We start from the raw sequence: 15,035 nt of genomic DNA, 5'->3' as shown, positions 1-15,035 counted from the left end.
GAACATGTTGACGTCAAGATGTTTGGCGGCCCTTATTCTTGACGGCATGGACACCTCCGGCAGACCCCAGCAGGACGAGGTCGACCTGGTCATGGCCGCATGGCACCGGGAGCGGCCCGACCTGGACCTGCAACCGCTGGCCGTCCTCAGCCGCATCTCCCGCATGGCCCGGCTGCTCGACCTCGCGCGCCGGGAGGCCTTCGGCGCCGGGTCGCTCGACCCCTGGGAGTTCGACGTGCTCTCGGCCCTGCGCCGCGCCGGCGCTCCCCACGAGCTCTCCCCGGGTGCACTGGTGGCGCAGACGCTGGTCACCAGCGGGACCATGACCAACCGCATCGACCGGCTGGTCGACCGCGGGCACGTAGAGCGGCTCCCCTCTCGCACGGACCGTCGCGGCGTCATCGTGCGCCTCACCGAGTCCGGGCGCGATGCGGTGGACGCCGCCATGGAGCAGCTGCTCACGCACGAGCGCGAGCTGCTCGCCGGGGTGGGCGAGGCCGAGCAGGCGGAGGTCGCCGACGCCCTGCGCCGGGTGCTCAGCCGCCTGGAGCACTGAGCCGGCCGGTGGTGGCCGGCCGGAGCACTGCGGGGCCAGACGCCGACGCGCCCCGCCCGGCACGGACGGGGCGCGTCGAGGCGCCGGTGGCTCACCCCATCGAGGGGGGTGTCCGGTGGGCTCAGCGGACCTTCGGGAAGTCGCGCGAGGGGGAACTCTCCCCATCGTCCACGGCGTCCTTGGCGGACAGGACGATGTTCGGGTCCGGGGTGCCGACGACCGACTCGTCCTTCATGGGGTAGTCCACCTGCGAGAGGACCACGCGCATGGCCTCTAGGCGGGCGCGCTTCTTGTCGTTGCTGCGGATGACCGTCCACGGGGCGTCACCGGTGTTGGTGTAGAAGAACATCGCCTCCTTGGCCTCGGTGTAGGCATCCCACTTGTCCAGCGAGGCGACGTCGGTGGGGCTCAGCTTCCAGTGGCGCACCGGGTCGGTGTGGCGCTTGGTGAAGCGGGCGGCCTGCTCGGCGCGGCCCACGGAGAACCAGAACTTGAACAGCGTGGTGCCGGAGTTGACCAGCATGCGCTCGAACTCCGGGGCGGAGCGCATGAACTCCTGGTACTGGGCGGGGGTGCAGTAGCCCATCACGCGCTCGACACCGGCGCGGTTGTACCAGGACCGGTCGAAGAAGACGATCTCGCCACCGCTGGGCAGGTGCGGGACGTAGCGCTGGAAGTACCACTGGGTGGCCTCGCGCTCGGTGGGCTTCTCCAGTGCCACCACGCGCGCGCCACGGGGGTTGAGGTGCTCGGTGAAGCGATTGATGGAGCCACCCTTGCCGGCGGCGTCGCGGCCCTCGAAGAGAATGGCGATCTTGTCACCGTTGCGCTTGATGTGGTGCTGCATCTTCAGCAGCTCGATCTGGAGGTCGTGCTTGGTGGCCTCGTACTCGCCGCGCTTCATCTTGGTGTCGTACGGGTAGCCGTGCCTCCAGGCGTTGCCGTCCACCGGGGTCCCGCGCTCGGCGAGCCGGGCGTGCAGTGCCTCGAGCTCCTTGGCGATCTCCGGGTCCGGCTGGTACGGGGTCATGCCGGGGGTCTGCTCGGTCGGGTTGCTCGTGGCCATGGGGCTCCTGGTGGGTGGTGCACAGTGCTTGGGGCCGTCCCGTGACGGGTTCACCTGCGCGGGGCGCCATTCTACGATGTGCCGTCGTACTGCGGCCAGATCGGGAAGGCACACCTGACCACGGGTCAGCGGGGCCCTGCGTGCGGGCCCCTCCACCGCGGCACAGCACGGTGGAATGAGTCCCCGGCGAAGGCGGGCGGTGGAGGTGCGGAGGGGCGGGCCAGGTGGGCCTCAGGCCGAGGCGCGGAACTCCTCGGCGGCCTCGCGCCCGGCGGCGATCATGTCCTCACGGCTCACGACCTTGATGCGCTCCCGCTCGCTGGCCGCACCCAGCGCCATCTCGTGGGCGTCCAGGCGCTCCCACTCGTCGAAGAGCGTGAAGTCCACGCCGCGCTCACGCAGCTGGTCCAGCATCGCGTCCGGCGACCCGACCGGGGCCGGCAGGGACTCGAGGTCCGCCAGCAGGGACTCGATGGTCTCCTTGGCGTCGGACTTCGTGTGCCCGATGAGACCCACCGGCCCGCGCTTGATCCACCCGGTGACGTAGGCAGCCTCCTTGGGGGCGCCCCCCTCCAGCACGCGGCCGGCCTCGTGCGGGACCGTGCCGGACCCGTGGTCGAAGGGCAGGCCCTGCAGCGGGGTGCTCCGGTAGCCCACGGCGCGGTACACGGCCTGCACGTCCCAGTCGCGGAACTCGCCGGTGCCGGAGACGGAGCCGTCGCCGTTGTACTGCATCACCTCGGTGCGCAGGCCGGTCACGGAACCGTCACCCAGCACCTCCACCGGCGCCTGCATGAGGTGCAGGTGGATGCGGTGCGGCGCCCCCGTGGGCTCCTTCTCCAGGTACTTCAGCAGGGTGTCCACGACGAGCTTGGTGGACTTGGCGGCCTGGATGGCCTCCTGCCCGGCGTCGTCGATCTCGAAGCCCTCCTCGGTCATCACCACGTCCACGCTCGGGCTGTGGGAGAGCTCGCGGAACTCCATCGGCGAGAACTTCAGGTGCGCCGGGCCGCGGCGGGCGAAGACGTGCACGTCCTTGGCCCGGTTGGCCTTGAGCCCCTGGTAGACGTTGTCCGGGATCTCGGTGGTGAGCTGCTCGTCGGCCGGCTTGGCCAGCATCCGCGCCACGTCCAGCGCCACGTTCCCGGCGCCGATCACGGCCACGGACTCGGCCTCCAGCGGCCACTCGCGCGGCACGTCGGGGTGGCCGTCGTACCAGCTCACGAAGTCGGCGGCGCCGAACGACCCCTCCTTCTCGATGCCGGGGATGTCCAGCGGGCGGTCGCCCATCGCCCCGGTGGCGAAGATGACGGCGTCGTAGTTCTCGCGCAGCTGCTCGAAGGTCACGTCCGTGCCGAAGTCGACGTTCCCGATGAACCGGATCTGGTCGCCCGCCAGGACCCGGCGCAGGGCCTTGACGATCTCCTTGATGCGCGGGTGATCCGGGGCCACCCCGTAACGCACCAGGCCGTACGGCGCGGGCAGGCGGTCGTAGACGTCGACGCTGGCCTGCTCGAGCTCCTTGGTGAGGATGTCCGCGGCGTAGATTCCCGCCGGGCCGGCGCCGATGACAGCAACACGCACAGGACGCATGGTGACCTTTCACTGGGGTGCACGCGGGATCGCGCAAGGGGCGCGAACCCGAGATGGGCAAGGACAACCTTACCAATGTCCGATGGGGTGGAGCCGGCCACCGCGGGTCTGTTCCGCCACACTCCCCCGCCCCCTCCAGTGCGGCCCCGGGAGGGGGCGCACGCGCACCCCGCCCCGGGCCCGCGGGGGCTCACTCCAGCTGCTCGGCCGCCTCCAACCACTCGGCCTCGGCGGCGTCGTGCTGCGCCCGCAGGTCCCGCTCCTGCGCCGTGAGCTCGGCCAGCCGGTCGGGATCCGTGGCGGCCTCGGCCATCTGGGCGTGCACCCGCTCGGCCTGCTGCGTCAGCTTCTCGATCTGCTTCTCGGCGCGGGCCATGGCCTTGGTCAGCTGCCGCTCCTGCGCAGGGCTCAGCCCCGATGCGGGAGCGCCCGTCCCGCCGCCCGCGTCGCCCGAGCCCCCGGCAGCGCCGGCGCCCGCACCGGCCAGGTCCCGACCCCCGCGGCCGGTGCCCACCCCGGCCGCCCGCCGCTCCCGCCGCAGCTCGAGGTACTGCTCCACCCCGCCCGGCAGGTCGCGGATGCGGCCATCGCCCAACAACGCGACCTGTCGGTTGGCCATGCGCTCCAGCAGGTAGCGGTCGTGGCTCACCACCAGCAGCGTGCCGGCCCAGCCGTCGAGCACGTCCTCCATGGAGGTGAGGGTCTCGATGTCGAGGTCGTTGGTGGGCTCGTCCAGCATCAGCACGTTCGGCTCGTCCAGCAGCAGGCGCACGAACTGCAGCCGACGCCGCTCACCGCCGGAAAGGTCGGAGACCCGGCTCTGCTGCCGCGGGCCGGAGAAGCCCAGCCGCTTGGCCAGCGAGCTCGCGGAGACCTCCTTGCCGTCCAACACGGTGAACGACCGCACGTTCGTGATGGCGTCGATGACGGTCATGCCCGCCACCTCGTCGAGCTCCCGCAGGTCCTGGCTCAGGATCGCCGGCTGCACCGTGCGCCCGACCTTCAGCTTGCCGCCGGCCAGCGGCACCTGCTCCAGCAGCACGCGCAGCAGGGTGGACTTGCCCGCGCCGTTCACCCCGACGATGCCGTAGCGGTCGCCCGGGCCGAGGCGCCAGGTCACCCCATCGAGGAGGGTGGTGCGCTCCTCGCCCTCCCCCACGGCGACGGTGGCGTTCACGAGGTCGTAGACGTCCTTGCCCAGCCGGGTGGTCGCGAAGCGCGCCAGCTGCACGTCGTCGCGGGGCTCGGGCTCCCCGGCAATGAGGGCGTCGGCGGCCTCGATGCGGAACTTCGGCTTGCTGGTGCGGGCCGGGGCGCCGCGCCGCAGCCACGCGAGCTCCTTGCGCAGGATGTTCTGGCGGCGCTCCTCGGTGGCCCGCTCCACCCGCGCCCGCTCCGCCCGGGCCTGCACGAACGCGGCGTAACCCCCCTCGTACTGGTGGACCTGCCCCTCGACGACCTCCCAGGTCTGCTCCACCACCGCATCGAGGAACCAACGGTCGTGGGTGACGACGACCAGCGCGGAGCCGGGCCGACGGCGCCCCTGCAGGTGCTCGGCCAGCCACGCCACGCCCTCGACGTCGAGGTGGTTGGTGGGCTCGTCCAGCAGGAGCACGTCCGGGTCGGCCACCAGGAGCGCGGCCAGCGCCATGCGCCGGCGTTCCCCGCCGGACATGCCGGCCACCGGGGCGCCCAGACCGCCCAGGCCCTCGGCATCGAGCCCGCCGAGCAGGCCGTTGAGGATGCCGCGGATGCGGGCGTCGGCCGCCCACTCGTGCTCCTCCAGACCCGGCAGCACGACGTCACGGACCGTGGCCCCCGCGGCGAAGTCGTCCTGCTGGCGGAGGCGGCCGATGGTGGCCCCCCGCGAGCGCACGACCCGGCCGGAGTCGACCGCGAGCTCCCCCGAGAGGGCACGCAGCAGGCTGGACTTGCCCCCGCCGTTGCGGCCGACCACGCCGATGCGGTCGCCGTCGTTCAGGCCGAGCGACACGTCATCGAGGAGCACCTGGGTGCCCACCACCAGGTGGAGGGACTCTGCGTTGACGAGGTTGGCGCGCGGGGAGGGGGGATTCACGGGACGCACCCTACGTGGGGGCGCGCTCAGGAGCGGGTGGAGACCACGCGCGCGCCGGGCGCCGGACCCGAGGCGACGAAGACCTCGACCTCCGGGCGCAGGGCGGCCATGCCCACCGAGATGTCCAGCGCGTGGTCGTGGCTGGAGGCCAACAGCGCGATGGTGGGCCCGGAGCCCGAGACGATGCCGGTCAGGGCCCCCACATCGGCACCGGCCGCCAGGGTCTCGCGCAGGCCGGGCTGCAGCTCGACGGCGGCCTCCTGCAGGTCGTTCTCCAGGTGCTGCCCCACCTCGACGGCGTCCCCGGAGCGCAGGGCCTGGAGCAGGTCCTCCGGCGGCTCGGGCGGGGTCTCCCACGCCTCGATCGTGTCCATCGTCGGTCCCTGGTCCCACCCGGCGAGGCGGTCGAACGCGCGGTAGACCTCCGGCGTGCTCAGGCCCTCGGGGCTCACGCAGAACACCCAGTGGAGCTGGCCCCGCGCGAGCACCGTGGACAGCTCGTCGCCGCGCCCCAGGCCCAGGGCGTTGCCGCCCAGCAGGGCGAAGGGGACGTCGGCGCCCAGCTCGGCAGCGATGTCGCGCAGGTCCTCGATGGTCAGCTCGTTGCCCCACACCTCGTTCGCAGCCAAGAGGGCCCCCGCGGCGTCCGCGGAACCCCCGGCCATGCCCCCGGCCACCGGGATGTTCTTCTCGAGGGTGATCGCCACCGGCAGCGGGGTCCGCACCCCACAGGTCTGGCGGTAGTGGTGGCGCAGGAGCACCACGGCCTGCCAGGCGAGGTTCGTCTCGTCGGCCGGCACCCCCTCGGTGAACCGGCCGGTCACCTCCAGGGAGAAGCGGCGCGCGCGCCGGACGGTCACCTCATCGGTCAGGTCGACGGCGTGGAAGACGGTGGCCAGCGGGTGGTAGCCGCTCCCCGGGTCCGGGGCGCCCACCCGCAGCGCGAGGTTCACCTTCGCGGGAACGCGGACGGTGGCGATGCGGGGGGCCGGCTGAGCGGTCATGACCTCACCCTATGCGGCGCCGCGTCACTCCCTCAGCCGGTTGCGGGCGGCGGCGAGCGCGATGAAGCCGTGCACGTCCAGCACCTCGCCGCGGGTGCGCGGGTCGATCCCGGCGGCCACCAGGGCCTCCTCGGCCTGCTGGGCCGAGCCCGCCCACTCGGCGAGCGCGGCGCGCAGCGTCTTGCGCCGTTGGGCGAATGCGGCGTCGATGCAGGCGAAGACCTCCTGGCGCGAGACACCCGCGTCCTCGCGCGGCTGCACGTCGATGCGGACCAGCCCCGAGTCCACGTTGGGCGCCGGCCAGAACACGTTGCGGCCGATGCGACCGGCCAACCGGGTGGGGCCGTACCAGGCGCACTTGGGGCTCGGGGCCCCGTAGATCTTGGAGCCCGGCGCCGCGGACATGCGCTCGGCCACCTCGAGCTGCACCATCACCAGCACGGTGCGCAGGGAGGGAAAGCGCTCCAGGAAGGTCAGCACCACCGGCACGGCGATGTTGTACGGCAGGTTGGCCACCAGCGCGGTGGGCGCCGGGCCGGGCAGCTCGGTCACACGCAGCGCGTCGGCGTGCACCACGCGCAGGTCGGTGGCGCGCTCCGGGGCGAGGGCCGCGACGGTGTCGGGCAGCGCCTCGGCCAGCCGCGGGTCCACCTCCACGGCGGTGAGCGAGTCCACCACGGGCAGCAGCGCCAGCGTCAGCGAGCCCAGACCCGGGCCCACCTCGACCACGTGGTCGCCGGGCCCGACCCCGGAGGCCCGCACGATGCGGCGCACGGTCCCCTTGTCGATGACGAAGTTCTGCCCCCACTGCTTGGTGGGGCTGACCCCCAGGCGGTCGGCGAGCTCCCGGACTCGGGCGGGGCCGAGCAAGCCCGCATCGGGTGCCTCGGTCGCGCGGGGAGCGGGGTCCTGGTCGGGGGTCACGGGCGCCATTGTGCCCCCATGGGGGACGCTGGTGGCCATGACGTCGACCGACCGCCCTGACCGCCCCACCCGGCCCGCACCCCCGGAGGACCCCGCGGTGGGCTGGACCCTCGCTGCCGAGGACGGCACGGTGCTGGACGACCACCACGGCACCCGGGAGTTCTACGCCGCCTCCACCCTCAAGGTGGGCGTGCTGCTGACCGCCCTGCGCGCCGTCGAGGCCGGGACCGTCGACCTGGCGGACCCGCTGGTGTCCACGCGGACCTTCACGGGGGCCGACGGGGAGCCGTTCACCCTGTCCGGCGACCACGTGGACCCGAGCTCCCCACCCCGGGCAGCCCGCTCACCCTCCACGAGGCCCTGGCCGCGATGATGTCGCGCTCCTCCAACGAGGCCACCAACCTGGTGCTCGGCCACGTGGGGTTGGCCGCCGTGGCGCGCACCTTGGCCGACGCCGGCACCGCCCGCACCCGGGTGGAGCGCCTCATCGGGGACCCCGTGGGCGTGGCCCGCGGGCTGGCCCTGCGCACGAGCCCCGCCGACCTCGTCCGGCTCCTGCACCTCACCACCGCCCCCGGACTGCTCACCGCGCAGCACCGCCTGGCCGCCGAGCTGATGACGCGCCCGACCGTCGCCCCCATCGGGTCGGCCGTGGCGCCGGGCGTGCCGTGGCTGTCGAAGTCCGGCGAGGTGGAGGGCTACCGGCACGACGTCGCCCGCATCGGCGCGCCGGGCACGGACGGACCGGAGGGAGTCCGCTACCTGGCCGTGTGCACCCAGGGGCTCAGCCAGGCAGCGGGTGATGCGGTGATCATCGCCCTCACCCGGGCGCTGGTGCCCCAGCACTGCGCTCGCTGAGGTAGCGCCGGGCCCCGGAGAACTCGCGGTTCGCGTCCCAAGCCCGCCAGTCCACGACGCACACGGCGCTGCGCGGGTTCGGCGCGTGGATCATCCGCCCCTGACCGTGGTACATGCCCACGTGGTGCACGAAACCCACCCCGCCGGGCTCGGCGAAGAAGAGCAGGTCCCCGGGCCGCAGGTCCTCGGCCTCCACGGCCTCGCCCGCCTCGGCCTGCGCATCCGCATCGCGGGGGATCTCGATGCCGTGGATGCGGTGGGCCAGCAGCGCGAAGCCGGAACAGTCCAGCCCCCACGGGGACACCCCGGCCCACAGGTAGCGCAGCCCGAGGAAGCGCTCGGCGGTGGCCACCAGCTGCTCGCCGGTGGGCGCCGGGTCCGCAGCGGGCGCCGGCGCGTGGCTGGGGCGCGGCACCCGGGCGACGTCCCCCGCATCGGCCCAGGCGGCGGAGCCGTCCGGCAGGGCGAGCTCGACCGCGCCCGCCCTCGCGGAGAGCACCGGGAGGGTCGTGGTGACGCCCACGGCGAGGCGCGGACGCCCCCCCGAGGAGGTGGCCGACAGCAGGGTGCTGTCGGCGGTGACCACCGCGAGCTCCCGTTCCGCGAGCTGGCGGTCGAAGGTCGGGTTCGTGCGAACCTGCGCGACCGGCACCCACCCCGGGTAGCCGCGGGGGTCACGCGGGGTCGGCTGGTCGTGCACCACCACGTGGGCCCAGTCGCCCCGCCGCTCGGTGACCGTCACCCGGGCGCCGAGCTGGGCCTGGGTCTCCACCTGGCCCACCATCCACTCGCGGGCGTCGTCGTCGAGCACCCGGTTCCAGGCCTCGGGGTCCACCGGCGCGCCCACGGCCGGGGCGTCCAGCGGCCGGTCGGTGCCCGGCTCCACCCAGAGGGTCGCCACGGTCACGTCCACGAAGGCGACGTCGCCGGCGCGCAGCTCCTCCCGGGGCTCCTTGGCCCACAGGTAGCGCCCGCCGGTCAGCCGGTTCACCCACCGGTGACCCGGGGGCTGACGGCGCCACCCGAGGCGGCAGGTGCGCAGTGCCCGCCGCACCCGTGTCACGAGGTGGCGGGGGCTGTCGAAGATCCGTGCCTCGGCCGTCACGCGCAGGTCGCGCACCCGCCGCACGCGGGCCAGGGGGCCCAGCGCGAAGGAGAGGTCCAGGTCGTCGTGCACCAGCGGGTCGTCCGGGTGCACGGCATCGCGGCAGCGCTGCCAGGCCGTGGCCCGCAGGGCGAGGTTCGAGCCCCACAGGGGTGGGCGGGCCAGGGCCAGGTGCATGCCCAGTCCCATGCCGGTGCGGTAGAAGAGCGTGCCCAGGGTGCCGGACCACCCGGACAGGTCGTGGAAGGCGATGTGGCCAGTCACCGCATCGAGGCCCCGGTCGGCGGCGAAGGCGGCCGCGAGGGCGCCCACCCACCCGTCGTCGGGTCGGCAGTCGGCGTCACAGCGGGCCAGCAGGTCCCCGTGGGCCGCGTCGAAGCCGGCTGCGGTGGCCGATGCGGTGCCCCGCCGGGGCTCGTGGACGACGCGCACCGGGAAGGGCAGGTCGGACCGGCGGACGAGGCCGGCGGTGGGCTGCTCGCCGTTGTCGACCACGACCACCTCGTCGGGGAGCACCCGCTGGCGCATGAGGTGGCCCAGGCAGACGTCGAGGGCCGGGGCGTCGTCGAGCACGGGGATGATCACGCTGACGGTGCTCATCGGGCCTCCTGGGGCGAGGGGGTGGAGGGGGCAGAGGGGAGCGGGGCCGGGTTCGGCGCACGCGATGAGGCGGGGTCCGGCCGCAGCGCCACGATTCCCCCGCCCAGCAGACCGGCGAGCAGGTCGGTGACCGTGTCGTCGTAACCCACGCGGATGGTCTGGTCCACCAGGTGGTGCCCGAGCCACTCCCCGACCTCCCACAGGACGCTGAGCACCGCGGCCAGACCCACCAGCAGCACGGCCTGCACCCACGGGTTCGGCGAGCCGGCCGCCGGGTCGAGCCGGCGCAGCGCCTGCCAGACTGCGGCCGTGGCCACGGCGGTGCCGGCCACGTGAGCCAGCAGGTCCAGACCGGGAACCACCTCGTACAGGCCGGTCACCGCGGCCCAGGCCACGGTGAGCAGCACCAGGCACGCCGCGGCGTCGGCGTCAGTCCGGTAGCCCAGCCACCGGATGCCCATCACGGCGCCGCAGACCAGGAAGAGGCATGCGCCGGAGGCGAACCCGGCGTGCGCCCAGGCGGCCGGCACGCTGAGGAAGGCCACCGCCCGCAGGAGGTCCCCGGGCCTCACCGGGGCAGGTCCTCACCGGCGGCCAGGCGGATCGGCCCCAGGCCCTCGTCGGTGGGGGCCTCCCACCACGGGTCGCCCCGCTCCCCCAGCGCGACCTTCGCGTCGTGCACAGCGGGCCGGGCGGAATCGCCCCGGGAGCGCACCTCGCGGCGCGCCCGCATCAGCTCCTGGACGAGCTCGGCACGGAAGGCCTCCGGGATCGCGGGGTCCGATGCCCGCCAGCGACGTCCGTCCACGACGATCCAGCGGCCATCGGGGGTGCGGTCGGGCATGCACGGACGGTACCCGTCTCCTGCGTCATCCGCTCCCGGTCCCTCACCAGGGCCCGTAGACCCGCTCGGAGTTCTCGGAGATCGCCGCGCACAGCTCCGGCACCGAGACGTTCAGCGTGGTCGCCATCACCCGCACCGTGAGAGGCACCAAGTAGGGCGCGTTCGGTGCCCCGCGGTGCGGGTGGGGAGTCAGGTAGGGGGCGTCGGTCTCCACCAGCACCTGGTCCAGCGGCACCACCGAGAGCGCGTCGCGCAGGTCGCGCGCGTTCTTGAAGGTCACCGTGCCGGCGAAGCTGAGCAGGTATCCGCGCTCCACGCACTCCCGGGCCATGCCGATGTCGCCGCTGAAGCAGTGCATCACCGTCTTCTCCGGTGCCCCCTCCTCGGCGAGGACCCGCAGCACGTCCTCGTGGGCGTCCCGGTCGTGGATCTGCAGCGCCCTGCCCAGCTCCTTGGCCTTCGCGATGTGCCAGCGGAAGGCCTCGACCTGCGCACCCCGCCCCTCCGGCGGGGTGCGGAAGTAGTCGAGCCCCGTCTCCCCCACCACGCGGATGCGCTCACCGCGAGCCAGCCGGTCGATCTCCTCCAACGCCGCGTCGAGCTCACCGGCCGCCGCCAGGACCGGCACCTCGTTCGGGTGCAGGGCCACCCCGCCCAGCACCTCGGGGTGCCGGTCCACGACCGATGCAGTGTGCCGCGCCGACTCGAGATCGCACCCGATCTGCACCAACCGGTCGACCCCCACGACGCGGGCCTGGGCGATGACCCCGTGCACGCCGTCGTCGGCACCCATCGCCACCCCGTCGCGCTCGATGTCGATGTGGGTGTGGTTGTCCACCACGGGCACCGGCAGCGGCTCGGGGGCCGGCGGGCGCTCGGCGCGGCGCGGGCTGGAGTGCGGGCTCACCGGCGGCTCACTCGCCGGAGGCGGTGGTGAGCTCGCGCTCCCGGGCCACCGCCTCGTCATCGAGCTTGCGGAAGATGGGGGTCGGCTTGGCGACCGGCGCGCCCACGGTCACGTCACGGGGCTCCCAGCGCACGCCCACCGTGTAGTCGCCCGTGATCACCGGGTAGGACACCGACGGGTCGTCGAGATCGGTGACCTCCTCCACCCGCGGGAGGGGGGCGATCACCGCATCGCCACCGAGGGCCTTCTCGACCTCGTTGGCGGTGTGCGGCAGGAAGGGCGAGAGCAGCGTGTTGAGCTCGGTGACCGCCTGCGCACAGGTCCACAGCACGGTGGCCAGACGCTCGGCGTTCTCCGCGCCCTTGAGCTTGAACGGCTCGGTGGTGGAGATGTAGGCATTCGCCTCGCTGACCAGGCGCATGGCCTCCGCGAGCGCCTGCCGGTTGCGGAAACGCTCCAGCAGGCCGCCCACCGTGGCGTAGCCGCCGCGGACGGCCTCCAGCAGCGCACGGTCGACCTCCTGCAGCTCGCCCGGCTGCGGGATCTCACCGAAGCTCTTCGCGATCATCGAGGCGGTGCGGTTCACCAGGTTGCCCCAGCCCGCCACGAGCTCGCCGTTGATGCGGCGGGCGAACTCCTCCCACGAGAAGTCGGCGTCCGAGGTCTCCGGGGCGACCGCCGAGAGGTAGTAGCGCACCGCATCGGGCTGCTGACGCTCCATCACGTCCCGCACGTAGATGACGTGCCCGCGGGAGGTGGAGAACTGCTTGCCCTCCAGGGTCATGAACTCCGAGCTCACCACGGTGGTCGGCAGCACGAGCTCGCCGAACGGGCCGGGCTCCCCGCCGCGCGACCCCTGCCCGTTGTGGGCAAGCAGCTCGGCCGGCCAGATCTGGGAGTGGAAGACGATGTTGTCCTTGCCCATGAAGTAGGCGCTGAGGGTCTCGGGGTCGTTCCACCAGGAGCGCCAGGCCTCGGGGTCGCCGCTGCGGCGGGCCCACTCGATCGAGGCCGACAGGTAGCCGATGACGGCGTCGAACCACACGTAGAGGCGCTTGGGGGCGTCCTCCCAGTCCGGCAGCGGCACCTTGATGCCCCAGTCGATGTCGCGGGTCATGGCCCGCGGCCGGATCTCCTCGAGGATGTTGCGGGAGAAGGCGATGACGTTGGGCCGCCACGCACCGGAGGCGTCGCGCTCGGCCAGCCACTCGCCGAGCGCGTCGGCCAGCGCCGGCAGGTCGAGCAGGAAGTGGTTGGTCTCGATGAACTCCGGCGTCTCGCCGTTGATCTTGGAACGGGGGTCGATGAGGTCCGCGGGGTCGAGCTGGTTGCCGCAGTTGTCGCACTGGTCGCCACGTGCCGAGTCGTCGCCGCAGATCGGGCATGTCCCCTCGATGTAGCGGTCCGGCAGCGTGCGCCCGGTGGACGGGCTGATGGCGCCCAGTTGGGTCTGCTCCACGAAGTACCCGTTGCGGTGCACGGCGGTGAACATCTCGCGGACCACCGTGTGGTGGTTCACGGTCGTGGTGCGGGTGAACAAGTCGTAGGACAGGCCCAGGGCCGTGAGATCCTCGCAGATGGCTCGGTTGTTCTCGTCGACGAACTCCCGCGGTGTCTTCCCGGCGGCCTCGGCCTGCACCAGGATGGGCGTGCCGTGCTCGTCGGTGCCGGACACCATGAGCACGTCGTGGCCGGCCATCCGCATGTAGCGGGAGTACACGTCCGAGGGCACCCCGAAACCGGCGACGTGGCCGAGGTGGCGCGGGCCATTGGCGTAGGGCCAGGCGACGGCCGAGAGAACCTTGGTCATGGGGCGAGTCTACGAGGACAGCGGCACGTACTCCGGCTCCGGGCGGCGGCGGCCCGTCAGACGCTTGAAGCGGCGCCACAGGCTCCAGACGATCCAGGCCAGCACCGCCAGCAGCACGAGCACGAACAGGGGCGCGAACACCGCGACCAGGCTCAACGAGATCGCGGCGGCGTCCTCGGCCACCGAGACCACCGGGGCGCCCACCCCGGCCGTGCTGGCGTTCACCACCGGGCGGGCAGCGGCCTTCCCACTGTGCACCAGGCCGGCCACGATGATGCCGGCGATCACGCCCACCCAGGGGTGCTCCGCCATCCACTGCGAGTTGTCGATGCTGTCCGCGGCCGAGGTGGCCGCGAAGATCAGTCCGCCGGTCATCGGCCGCAGGAAGGTGCCCACGGCGTCGTTGACGTGGTCGACCACGGCGATCTTGTCGACCGTCATCTCGACCACGAGCAGGATCGCCGCGCCCCCGATGGCCCACCACGACTCGATCCACGCGAACTCCGAGGGCAGCGTGATGAGGGTGGTGAAGCGCGCCACGCAGGCCACGATGAGGAACGGGATGTAGGCGTTGAACCCGGCCGCGGCGGACAGGCCGAGACCGGTGAGAGCAGCAAGCACGGTGTCTCCTGGGGTCTGCGGCGGGTCCCACCCGGTGTGGTCCGAGGTCGCCGACTCCCATGGAAGCGCACTGCCGGAAGCCCGTTGCACGGTTTTGCCAAACCTTGTCTGGTTTGTTGCCGTGTTGTGACCATCGGGGCGCCGGGGATGATGGGGGGATGACCACCGGAGCGCTCGTCCTGGCAGCCACCCCCATCGGAGACCCCGCGGATGCCGCCCCGCGCCTCTCCGCCGAGCTCACCGGGGCCGACCTGGTGGCGGCCGAGGACACCCGCCGCACGCTGCGGCTGGCCTCCGCGCTCGACATCACGCTCACGGCCCCGATCGTCAGCTACCACGAGCACAACGAGGCCTCCCGCACCGCCGAGCTGACCGCCCGCATCGCCGAGGGGGCGCGGGTGGTGCTGGTGACCGATGCGGGGATGCCCTCGGTGAGCGACCCCGGCTACCGGCTGGTGCAGGCCTGTGTGGAGCAGGAGCTCGTGGTCACCTGCGTGCCCGGTCCCAGCGCGGCCCTGATGGCCCTGGCCGTCTCCGGCCTGCCGGTGGACCGCTTCTGCTTCGAGGGCTTCCCCCCGCGCAAGGCCGGGCCGCGTGCCGCGATGCTGGCCGGGCTCGCCCAGGAGCGGCGAACGATGATCTTCTTCGAGGCCCCGCACCGCCTGGCCGACACCCTGGGCGCCATGGCCACGGCCTTCGGTGCCGACCGTCCGGCCGCGGTGTGCCGGGAACTCACCAAGACCTACGAGGAGGTGCGGCGCGGCCCGCTGGAGGAGCTGGCGCAGTGGGCCGTCGAGGCCTCCCGGGGTGAGATCACGGTGGTCGTGCAGGGGGCGACCCCGCGCGCGGCCGACCCGGCGGCCGCATCGGAGCGGGTGCGGGAGCTGGTGGCGGACGGCGTGCGGCTCAAGGACGCCTGCAAGCAGGTGGCTGCCGAGACCGGCCTGCCGGCCCGCGAGCTCTACGAGTCGGTGCTCAGCAGGCGCTCGTCCTGACCGAGCCGCCGGTGCCGTTGCCGGACGGCGACGGGCCCCGCCCCACCGGAGGTGGAACGGGGCCCGTCGTGCGGT

General features: G+C 73.2%; 15 protein-coding genes. 4 read left to right on the top strand and 11 right to left on the bottom strand.

Translation table 11 applies throughout. The annotated features are described in order from the left end of the window. Nucleotides 1–46: 46 nt before the first annotated feature. Nucleotides 47–556 (top strand): MarR family winged helix-turn-helix transcriptional regulator, encoded by a 510-nt coding sequence (locus KSED_RS01655; protein WP_012801839.1) that lies wholly within the window; start codon nt 47–49, stop codon nt 554–556. A gap of 121 nt (nt 557–677) precedes the next feature. Here the strand turns inward: KSED_RS01655 and ppk2 are convergent, their stop codons facing one another. The 5 genes from ppk2 to rsmA all read right to left on the bottom strand — a co-directional run bounded on the left by ppk2 (nt 678) and on the right by rsmA (nt 7,229). Beyond that, a complete protein-coding gene (gene ppk2, locus KSED_RS01650) occupies nt 678–1,622 on the bottom strand; it encodes a polyphosphate kinase 2 (protein ID WP_012801838.1) in 945 nt (314 codons plus the stop codon). Between the two features lie 231 nt (nt 1,623–1,853). Next, nucleotides 1,854–3,215, bottom strand: a complete 1,362-nt coding sequence (locus tag KSED_RS01645) for an FAD-dependent oxidoreductase (RefSeq protein ID WP_041290828.1) — start codon at nt 3,213–3,215, stop codon at nt 1,854–1,856. A gap of 190 nt (nt 3,216–3,405) precedes the next feature. After that, nucleotides 3,406–5,292: an ABC-F family ATP-binding cassette domain-containing protein gene (locus KSED_RS01640; protein ID WP_012801836.1), complete on the bottom strand. Its 1,887-nt coding sequence runs from the start codon at nt 5,290–5,292 to the stop codon at nt 3,406–3,408. Between the two features lie 26 nt (nt 5,293–5,318). After that, nucleotides 5,319–6,296, bottom strand: coding sequence for a 4-(cytidine 5'-diphospho)-2-C-methyl-D-erythritol kinase (locus tag KSED_RS01635; RefSeq protein WP_012801835.1), 978 nt, complete (start codon nt 6,294–6,296; stop codon nt 5,319–5,321). A gap of 24 nt (nt 6,297–6,320) precedes the next feature. Next, a complete protein-coding gene (gene rsmA, locus KSED_RS01630) occupies nt 6,321–7,229 on the bottom strand; it encodes a 16S rRNA (adenine(1518)-N(6)/adenine(1519)-N(6))-dimethyltransferase RsmA (protein WP_012801834.1) in 909 nt (302 codons plus the stop codon). Nucleotides 7,230–7,257: 28 nt separating this feature from the next. Between rsmA and KSED_RS15530 the strand changes: the two genes are divergently transcribed. Both KSED_RS15530 and KSED_RS15525 read left to right on the top strand, forming a co-directional pair. Further along, on the top strand, nt 7,258–7,593 hold the full coding sequence (locus KSED_RS15530; protein WP_049758281.1) for a serine hydrolase: 336 nt from the start codon (nt 7,258–7,260) through the stop codon (nt 7,591–7,593). Next, a complete protein-coding gene (locus KSED_RS15525) occupies nt 7,590–8,078 on the top strand; it encodes a serine hydrolase (protein WP_012801832.1) in 489 nt (162 codons plus the stop codon). Before KSED_RS15530 ends, KSED_RS15525 begins: the two co-directional genes overlap by 4 nt. Here KSED_RS15525 and KSED_RS13330 read toward each other — a convergent pair. From KSED_RS13330 to KSED_RS01590, 6 genes are read right to left on the bottom strand one after another with little or no spacing between them, the layout of a single operon-like run. Next, nucleotides 8,041–9,783: an NlpC/P60 family protein gene (locus tag KSED_RS13330; protein ID WP_012801831.1), complete on the bottom strand. Its 1,743-nt coding sequence runs from the start codon at nt 9,781–9,783 to the stop codon at nt 8,041–8,043. The two genes, KSED_RS15525 and KSED_RS13330, sit on opposite strands and share 38 nt — an antisense overlap. Next, nucleotides 9,780–10,355, bottom strand: a complete 576-nt coding sequence (locus KSED_RS01610) for a DUF2238 domain-containing protein (protein ID WP_012801830.1) — start codon at nt 10,353–10,355, stop codon at nt 9,780–9,782. Before KSED_RS01610 ends, KSED_RS13330 begins: the two co-directional genes overlap by 4 nt. Further along, entirely contained in the window at nt 10,352–10,627 is a 276-nt protein-coding gene (locus KSED_RS01605; RefSeq protein WP_012801829.1) for a hypothetical protein, read from the bottom strand. Before KSED_RS01605 ends, KSED_RS01610 begins: the two co-directional genes overlap by 4 nt. A 43-nt stretch (nt 10,628–10,670) precedes the next feature. Further along, complete coding sequence (locus tag KSED_RS01600) at nt 10,671–11,534, bottom strand: TatD family hydrolase (protein WP_012801828.1); 864 nt, start codon at nt 11,532–11,534, stop codon at nt 10,671–10,673. Nucleotides 11,535–11,541: 7 nt separating this feature from the next. Then, the gene (metG, locus tag KSED_RS01595; RefSeq protein WP_012801827.1) at nt 11,542–13,344 is read right to left on the bottom strand and encodes a methionine--tRNA ligase; all 1,803 of its coding nucleotides are present in this window, start codon (nt 13,342–13,344) and stop codon (nt 11,542–11,544) included. Between the two features lie 9 nt (nt 13,345–13,353). Further along, nucleotides 13,354–13,965, bottom strand: coding sequence for a DUF4126 domain-containing protein (locus KSED_RS01590; RefSeq protein ID WP_012801826.1), 612 nt, complete (start codon nt 13,963–13,965; stop codon nt 13,354–13,356). A 158-nt stretch (nt 13,966–14,123) separates the two neighbouring features. Here KSED_RS01590 and rsmI point away from each other — a divergent pair, with 158 nt between their 5' ends. Continuing rightward, nucleotides 14,124–14,960 (top strand): 16S rRNA (cytidine(1402)-2'-O)-methyltransferase, encoded by an 837-nt coding sequence (rsmI, locus tag KSED_RS01585; RefSeq protein ID WP_012801825.1) that lies wholly within the window; start codon nt 14,124–14,126, stop codon nt 14,958–14,960. The last annotated feature ends 75 nt before the right edge of the window (nt 14,961–15,035 follow it).

Source organism: Kytococcus sedentarius DSM 20547 (assembly GCF_000023925.1).
In the GTDB taxonomy this organism is placed as follows: Bacteria; Actinomycetota; Actinomycetes; order Actinomycetales; family Dermatophilaceae; genus Kytococcus; species Kytococcus sedentarius.
The sequence above is the reverse complement of the archived record's forward strand: the minus strand, read 5'-3'. Positions and strand labels throughout refer to the sequence as shown.

What these genes read in the sequence shown, in the direction of transcription:
- KSED_RS01655 (WP_012801839.1), top strand. Translation starts at nt 47, where the DNA reads ATGGACACCTCCGGCAGACCCCAGCAGGACGAGGTCGACCTGGTCATG.
- ppk2 (WP_012801838.1), bottom strand. Translation starts at nt 1,622, where the DNA reads ATGGCCACGAGCAACCCGACCGAGCAGACCCCCGGCATGACCCCGTAC.
- KSED_RS01645 (WP_041290828.1), bottom strand. Translation starts at nt 3,215, where the DNA reads ATGCGTCCTGTGCGTGTTGCTGTCATCGGCGCCGGCCCGGCGGGAATC.
- KSED_RS01635 (WP_012801835.1), bottom strand. Translation starts at nt 6,296, where the DNA reads ATGACCGCTCAGCCGGCCCCCCGCATCGCCACCGTCCGCGTTCCCGCG.
- rsmA (WP_012801834.1), bottom strand. Translation starts at nt 7,229, where the DNA reads ATGGCGCCCGTGACCCCCGACCAGGACCCCGCTCCCCGCGCGACCGAG.
- KSED_RS15530 (WP_049758281.1), top strand. Translation starts at nt 7,258, where the DNA reads ATGACGTCGACCGACCGCCCTGACCGCCCCACCCGGCCCGCACCCCCG.
- KSED_RS15525 (WP_012801832.1), top strand. Translation starts at nt 7,590, where the DNA reads ATGATGTCGCGCTCCTCCAACGAGGCCACCAACCTGGTGCTCGGCCAC.
- KSED_RS13330 (WP_012801831.1), bottom strand. Translation starts at nt 9,783, where the DNA reads ATGAGCACCGTCAGCGTGATCATCCCCGTGCTCGACGACGCCCCGGCC.
- KSED_RS01605 (WP_012801829.1), bottom strand. Translation starts at nt 10,627, where the DNA reads ATGCCCGACCGCACCCCCGATGGCCGCTGGATCGTCGTGGACGGACGT.
- metG (WP_012801827.1), bottom strand. Translation starts at nt 13,344, where the DNA reads ATGACCAAGGTTCTCTCGGCCGTCGCCTGGCCCTACGCCAATGGCCCG.
- rsmI (WP_012801825.1), top strand. Translation starts at nt 14,124, where the DNA reads ATGACCACCGGAGCGCTCGTCCTGGCAGCCACCCCCATCGGAGACCCC.